This is a genomic window from Streptomyces sp. NPDC020362 (assembly GCF_040642095.1).
Taxonomy (GTDB): domain Bacteria; phylum Actinomycetota; class Actinomycetes; order Streptomycetales; family Streptomycetaceae; genus Streptomyces.
In genome coordinates this window covers 1-6,122 of sequence record NZ_JBFAET010000327.1, presented here as the reverse complement: position 1 = coordinate 6,122, position 6,122 = coordinate 1, and the positions used below count along the sequence as shown (strand labels likewise).

General features: G+C 73.6%; 5 protein-coding genes. 3 read left to right on the top strand and 2 right to left on the bottom strand.

The window, feature by feature from the left end; translation table 11 throughout:
• On the top strand, positions 1–1,128 hold a 1,128-nt coding region (locus AB0H32_RS45995), incomplete at its 5' end, for a cytochrome P450 (RefSeq protein ID WP_361134977.1).
• Positions 1,125–2,060 carry an NAD(P)-dependent oxidoreductase gene (locus AB0H32_RS45990; protein ID WP_361134974.1) on the top strand — a complete coding sequence of 312 codons (936 nt, stop codon included), beginning with the start codon at positions 1,125–1,127 and terminating at the stop codon, positions 2,058–2,060. The genes AB0H32_RS45995 and AB0H32_RS45990, both read left to right, overlap by 4 nt.
• A 204-nt stretch (positions 2,061–2,264) precedes the next feature.
• Here AB0H32_RS45990 and AB0H32_RS45985 read toward each other — a convergent pair whose 3' ends face one another.
• The gene (locus tag AB0H32_RS45985) at positions 2,265–3,467 is read right to left on the bottom strand and encodes an enoyl-[acyl-carrier-protein] reductase FabV (protein ID WP_361134971.1); all 1,203 of its coding nucleotides are present in this window, start codon (positions 3,465–3,467) and stop codon (positions 2,265–2,267) included.
• 474 nt (positions 3,468–3,941) lie between these two features.
• Here AB0H32_RS45985 and AB0H32_RS45980 point away from each other — a divergent pair, with 474 nt between their 5' ends.
• Positions 3,942–4,742 (top strand): GNAT family N-acetyltransferase, encoded by an 801-nt coding sequence (locus tag AB0H32_RS45980; protein WP_361134968.1) that lies wholly within the window; start codon positions 3,942–3,944, stop codon positions 4,740–4,742.
• A gap of 50 nt (positions 4,743–4,792) precedes the next feature.
• Here the strand turns inward: AB0H32_RS45980 and AB0H32_RS45975 are convergent, their stop codons facing one another.
• Entirely contained in the window at positions 4,793–5,785 is a 993-nt protein-coding gene (locus tag AB0H32_RS45975; protein ID WP_361134965.1) for a hypothetical protein, read from the bottom strand.
• Positions 5,786–6,122 lie beyond the last annotated feature (337 nt).

The following is a 6,122-nucleotide window of genomic DNA, read 5'->3' as shown; positions in this document are numbered from 1 at the left end:
AGCGCGCCCGCATTCCGTGCGGCACGCCGGCGCGACCGGCGTGTGTACACCCGGTCGCGTCCCCTGCTGTTCGCTCTCCTCGCCGCCACGCGCCGCCGGGCCGTGGCCCGGATCGGCGGTGCGGTGCTGGTGCACGGCACCGACCCGTACCGGCGCGCCCTCACCGGCATTCCGCTGGACCGCACCGCGGCCGGCACCACCGGCGGCGCCGCCCGGGAACTGTCCGCCGGCGGGACGCTCTTCGACCAGGAAGGCGCCGGTCACCGTGACACCCGGCGCGCGGTCGCCGACGATCTCGGCGCTGCCGGTGTCGAGCGGCTGCGCCCGGTGTGGCGAGAGGTCCTCGACCGCCGCCTCGCCCCGCTCGGCGCGGGCAACACCGTCGACCTCGTGCCGCTGGCCCGCGAACTTGCCGGAGCGACGGTGTGTGCGCTGCTGGACAGCTCCCCGGACCCGGAGGGCCTCGCCGAAGCAGCGGCCCGCGCCGCGGCAGCCGCGGTACGCGATCACCTGCCCGGGCCCCGGCTGCCCGGCTCCGCCCGGGCGGCGGCCACGGCCACGGCGCGGCTGGAGGCGATGCTCGCCCCGGCCACTTCCGGCGCGGGCGGGGAGACGGCCCTTCGGGCGATGCTCGCCGTCGCCGCCGTCAACACCACCGTGGCTGCCCTTCCCCGTGCCGTCGCCTGGTGCGCCGACGTGCGGCTGTGGGACGAAGCGGCCGACGACCGGCTGCGGCCGGCCCTGGTGGGCGAACTCCTGCGGGTGATCGCCCCTTCTCCGCTCCTGCCGCGCGTGGCGGCCGCCGACGCGGACCTCGACGGGTGCCCGGTACGGGCCGGGGACCGCCTGATCCTGGTGGCTCGGCACGCCGCGCGGGCCCACAGCGAACCCCCGAACGCCCGGCAACCGGCTCCGCCCGCCGTGGCCCAGCTCGTCTTCGGGGCAGGCACCCACGCCTGTCCCGGCGCACGGCTGGCCCGAGCCCAACTCGACGACACCCTCGCCATGCTCGCCCCCCACCGTCCCACCGTCGTGCGCGCCCGCGTCGACCGGCGCGCGGCCCTGCCCGGCTGGCGCTCCCTCACCATCCGGGCGGCCGAAGGCCCGAAGCCCCTGGAGAGCCGATGACCACGATCGCCGTCACCGGGGCGAGCGGCTTCTGCGGCTCCCACGTGGCCGCCACGGCCGCTGCCCGAGGCGCCGACGTCCTGTGCGTCGGACGCCGCCCCGGCCCGGCCGGCCGGCACGTCCTCTGGGACGCCGCAGGCGAGGTGCCGGATCTGTCCGGCGCCGACCTCGTCGTGCACTGCGCGGCAGCCGTGGGCGACCCGATACCCGGTTCCCCCGCGGAAGCCGCGATGCGTGCCGTCAACGTCGACGGCACGGCGCGGCTCCTCGAGGCGGCCGTCGGCCGCCCGGTGGTGTGGGTGAGCAGCGCCAGCGTCTACGCGCCCGGCCCCGGCCGGTCCCGGATCACGGAGGATCACCCTGTGCGCGGCCAGCTGAACGCGTACGGCCGCACCAAGGCCGCGGGCGAGGCGCTGGCGCTCGCCGCCGGCGCCGTGGTGCTTCGCCCCCGGGCGGTCTACGGCCATGGAGACCCGCACCTGGTACCCCGGCTGCTGTCCCGCGTCCGCCGTGGCCGGCTCCTGCTGCCGGGCCGCAGCGTTCTCCTCAGCCTGACGGCCGTCGAGAACCTCACCGACGCCTCTCTCGCCGCTGCCGACTGGCAGCCGGGCGCCTACAACATCGCCGACCCGGCGCCGTACGAACGTGACGAGGCGATACGCACCGTCCTGCGCGCCCACGGCGTCCGGGCCCGGATCGGTCACATCCCGCCGACGCTCGCCCGCACCGCGGCGGGTGCTGCCGAGGCCGTGGCCCGGCTGCGTCCGCACACGGAGCCACCGCTCACCCGCTACGCCGTCGACCAGCTGGCCAACTCCGTCGTCCTCGACGTGTCCAAGGCCCAGGCCCAGGGATGGACAGCGCGTCGCACCCTCGGCGACTACACGCCGGTCATGCCGGCCGACTCCGGCACAAGTGGTGTGTCCCTGTGATGCGTTGACTGCCCGGGATGTGTCGCGGGGTGATTCGGACAGGTCTGTCGGTGGGTGGCCACTGATACGAGGGCGGCGTCGCCCTGGTGGGGGCGGGTGGCCGCCCGTATCCGGGTGGTACGCCCCGGAGGGGTGGGACGAGGAGCGCCGGGCTGTGGATGATCGCATCGCCGCCCCGGCCCCTTCCAGGACCGTCGAGGAGCACTAGAGGATCGTGGCCGGCCAGGGGATCGTGGTCTGGGCCGCGGCGCCGTAGTCGATGCGGGGAACGTTCCAGCCGTAGAGCCGGCCGACCTGGGCCCGGAACCAGGTGGTGTCCGCGAGTTCGGTGAGGGTGCCGGTGGTAGCGGCGGTCCAGCGTTCGCGGACGGCGTCCTGGACCTTGTCGTCCAGCTCCCACCCGTCGAGGCGGATCCGCTGCTGCTCGTCGAGGTGGAGCGGTGCCGCGCCGGTGAGCTGCTGCCACAGTGCGGTCGCCTGCTGGGCGGTGCTCTGGAAGCCGTCGCCCAGGACCGCGTGGAGGATGCTGGTGTAGAGGGCGATGGAGGGGATGGCGGTGGAGGCCTGGGTGACGGCCGCACCCGCGACGGCGGTGTGGGCCTGTCCGCCGAGCGGGGCCAGGTCCTGCTGGAGGCCGCGGGCGGTGTCCTCCAGGTGCTGCTTGGCGGTGCCGATGGTGCCGGACCGGTAGATCGGCGCGGTCAGGTCGGAGCCGACGTAGGAGAGCGCGACGGTGTGGAAGCCGTCGTGGATCAGGCCGCGGTCGGCCAGGGCGTCGTTCCACATCCGCCAGTCGGCGCCGCCCATGACCTGCACGGTCGCGTCGCGCTCCGCGTCGACGGCAGGCGCGAGTTCCAGGGAGCCGACGAGCGGGGCGTCGCCGTCGAACTGCAGGGTCTTGGCCCGGTAGGCGGATCCGAGGGGTTTGATCACCGAGTGGTGGACCTCGCCGGTGGCAGGGTCGGTGCGGCGCGGTGCCGCGACGCTGTAGATGAGGTAGTCGACCTTGCCGTACCGGGCGGCGAGGTGGTCCAGGGCCTGTTCCTTGGCCGCGGTGGAGAACGCGTCGGCGTTGAGGAAGGCGAAGTCGGCATCCGGTCCGGCGAGTTCGGCGGTGCGGGCGGTGCGGTACCACCCGGCGGTGGCGGTGCGGCGCTCGGTCTCGGGGGTCTCGAAGGCGATGCCTAGGCCCCGCATCCGGTATGTGCGCAGTGCCGCGACGGCGGTGGCGAGGCCGTATCCGGCGCTGGAGCCGATGATCAGGGCAACGGCGCCCGGCTCGATCGGGGAGACCGCGGGGGCGGGGGTGCGCTGCCACAGGTCGTCGACGACGGCAGCGCAGCCCTCGGGGTGGGAGTTGACGTAGAGGAAGCCGCGGCCGCCGGGCTTGATCTCGCGGAGGGTCATCGAGTTCCTTCGTGGTGGGCAGTGGTCCCCGCCGGGTGGACGAGGGAGTGCAGGGTGCGGCGCAGCTCACCGACGGTGGCCGGCGATCCGGTGGCTTCGCCGGGACGACGCCGAGGCGCTGTGCCGGGGCGGTGACGGCTCGAGCAGGGCAGGGCCTTCGCTGCCCGGGGCCCGCTCCCGGTACGCCCGGTCTCCATCCTGCCCGGACAACCCGCCGGGGACGGTGGCGACTTGCGCCAGGGTCCGCCGGAGAATCTTGTTCATGTCGTCCTCGGGCAGGCCGGGCCTCCGAGGGCCGGAGACGGGCGCACGGCCGGGGGCGGTGGCCTCGACGGAGTGCCGCACGGGCTGAGACGGGTGTGTTTCCGTGCCCGAACCGGTTGGAAGCGGCTGATGCGGGGCAGTACGGCCTTCTGCAGGGCGTGTATGCCGATCCGAGGGCTTTTCCACAACTCCAGCACTCGAGGGGACCTGATGACGCGTCGCAGGGAGTCGATCGAATCGATGGAGCAGCTCGCCGTGGTCTGGCGTGCCATGGTCCTCGACCGCGATGCGAATGCCGATGTGCGGGAGCTCCCGGGCATCGCGGTCCGCTGGGCGGACTGCCGCTTCCCCTTCTGGAACTGCATCACGTTGACCGAGGTCGACACGGACGCGGCTGTTCTCGGACAGCGTCTGAGCCAGGCGGCGGACATCATGCGCTCGAAGAAATATCCCGGACTCCTGTGGCTCTTCGAGGACCTCCTCGGGGACGAGGCACGCGCGGGAGTGCGGACAGCGGCCGAGAAGGCGGGCCTTGGGTACGCCTTTCCCGGCGTCGGCATGGCCGGAGACCTCCTCCCCGTCCCCGAGCCGTCCCACCCCGATCTGACCTTCGTGCGGGCGACCACCGACGAACAGCTGCAGGCGTACGCGGACCTGAACTCACGTGCCTACGGACTCCCGCTGGAGGACGGCCGCGACGGGCTTCTGGGGTCCACGCTGTGGAAGAACGAGGTGCATGCCTACCTGGGTGTACGGGACGGTGTCCCGGTGACGTGCGCCGCGACGGTGGAAGCAGACGGCCGTCTCTTCGTCGTGCTCGTCGCCACCGCCCCGGAATGGGAACGCAGGGGCTACGGAGAGGCGGTGACGCGCAAGGCCCTGCACGAGGGCGCCCTGGCCACCGGGCTCACCCGCGCCACCTTGCACGCGACCGCAGCAGGGGCGCCCGTGTATCCCCGCATCGGCTTCAAGCCGAACTCGCCGATGCACTTCTACGCCGTGAGGCAGTGAGGGGAGACGACGACCGGGTGCCGTACCGTCGCCGGGCCTGCCCAGACCGCCTACGAGCCCGTGGGGGCGGTCGGTCCCGCGGGCGGCGCGCCGGTGATCGCGGCGCGGTACAGGGCCTCGGTGGCCGTCCCGAAGTAGGCGCTGTAGGAGACCTGCGGCGTGTTGCCGCCGGTGTGGTAGCCGCCGATCACTCCGATGACGGCCCAGCCGCCGGGCCAGGGAACGAGCATGGGGCCGCCGCTGGTTCCGCCCACGAACGCGTCGCAGGCGATGCGCGGGAACGTCCCCGGGTCGGCGTCGTCGTCGCTGTCCCACCTGGTGGTCCAGCTCCAGCACTCCAGCGGCTTCTCCGCTCCGCCCGGATAGCCGATCATCCGCACGGGCGCGTGGTAGTAGCCCGTCCCGGTGAGCAGCTGGACCCCACCGGCCGCGTCCTGCAGCCGAGTTCCGTCCTGGTTGGGCTCGGTGACCGCGAAGGCGAAGTCGTACTCGGCTCCGGCGTGCTCGCCGAGGTCGTAGTACTGCTGTGAGACGTACACGCCGTTCGTCCGGACGGGGAAGATCCCGAAGGGCTTGAGCGCGTCGTGGTACTGCGGGACGAATCCGAGGTGGCGGCGTGGAGACGTGCCGGCGTAGCCCTGGAGGCAGTGCCCGGCGCTGAGGACGAGGTCGTGGCCGGGGCTGCGGACGACGGAGCCGCTGCACGTACGGCCGGTGTTGGTGGCGTCCGTCCAGAAGAAGGTGCCGGCCTGCGGGATGCCGTCGAAGCTCCGGCTCGGCGGGATGTACTCGCCCGGCCGGGGCCCGTCCACCGTGGGGGAGAGCGTGGGTGGCGTCGTGCCGGCCTCGTCCCCCTTCTCGGTGTCGGCGGGCAGGGCGGCCGCCATACGGCCCGGGGTCCAGTAGGCGTCGAGCCGGACGGCCACCGGGTTCGGGCCGGCCGGAGCGCTGTCGGCGGACGCCGTGGCGGCGAGCCCGGCGCAGGACAGGAGGGCTGCCGCACAGACGGCGACGTACCGGAGGATCCTGGCTCTGGGCACCATCAGTTCCCCTCACCGCAGATGGAAGTGACGGCTCACCATAGGCCCGGGGCCGCTGTCGCAGAAGTGTCCACCGATGTTTTCGGCGAGTCCGCCGGAGCCCGGGCGTGGAGCTGGGGTCGGCGTCCGGCGACGGACCGCCGTGCTGTCGGCGTTCGCTCCAACATCCTTTCGCGCAGGGCTCGTTGGAGGAGGCGCTCGGAGCGCGGGCGGGCCGGTGCCGACCGTGTGGACGAGGGGAGCCGACGGCAGTCCTAGCCGCGCAGGAAGGCCCGTACCTGCTGGGAGACCGTGTCGTCGGTGAGCAGGTCGTTGTGGGCGAGGCAGCCCGCCGGGTGAT

Coding starts and splice junctions, on each gene's coding strand:
- AB0H32_RS45990 (WP_361134974.1), top strand. CDS start 1,125: ATGACCACGATCGCCGTCACCGGGGCGAGCGGCTTCTGCGGCTCCCAC.
- AB0H32_RS45985 (WP_361134971.1), bottom strand. CDS start 3,467: ATGACCCTCCGCGAGATCAAGCCCGGCGGCCGCGGCTTCCTCTACGTC.
- AB0H32_RS45980 (WP_361134968.1), top strand. CDS start 3,942: ATGACGCGTCGCAGGGAGTCGATCGAATCGATGGAGCAGCTCGCCGTG.
- AB0H32_RS45975 (WP_361134965.1), bottom strand. CDS start 5,785: ATGGTGCCCAGAGCCAGGATCCTCCGGTACGTCGCCGTCTGTGCGGCA.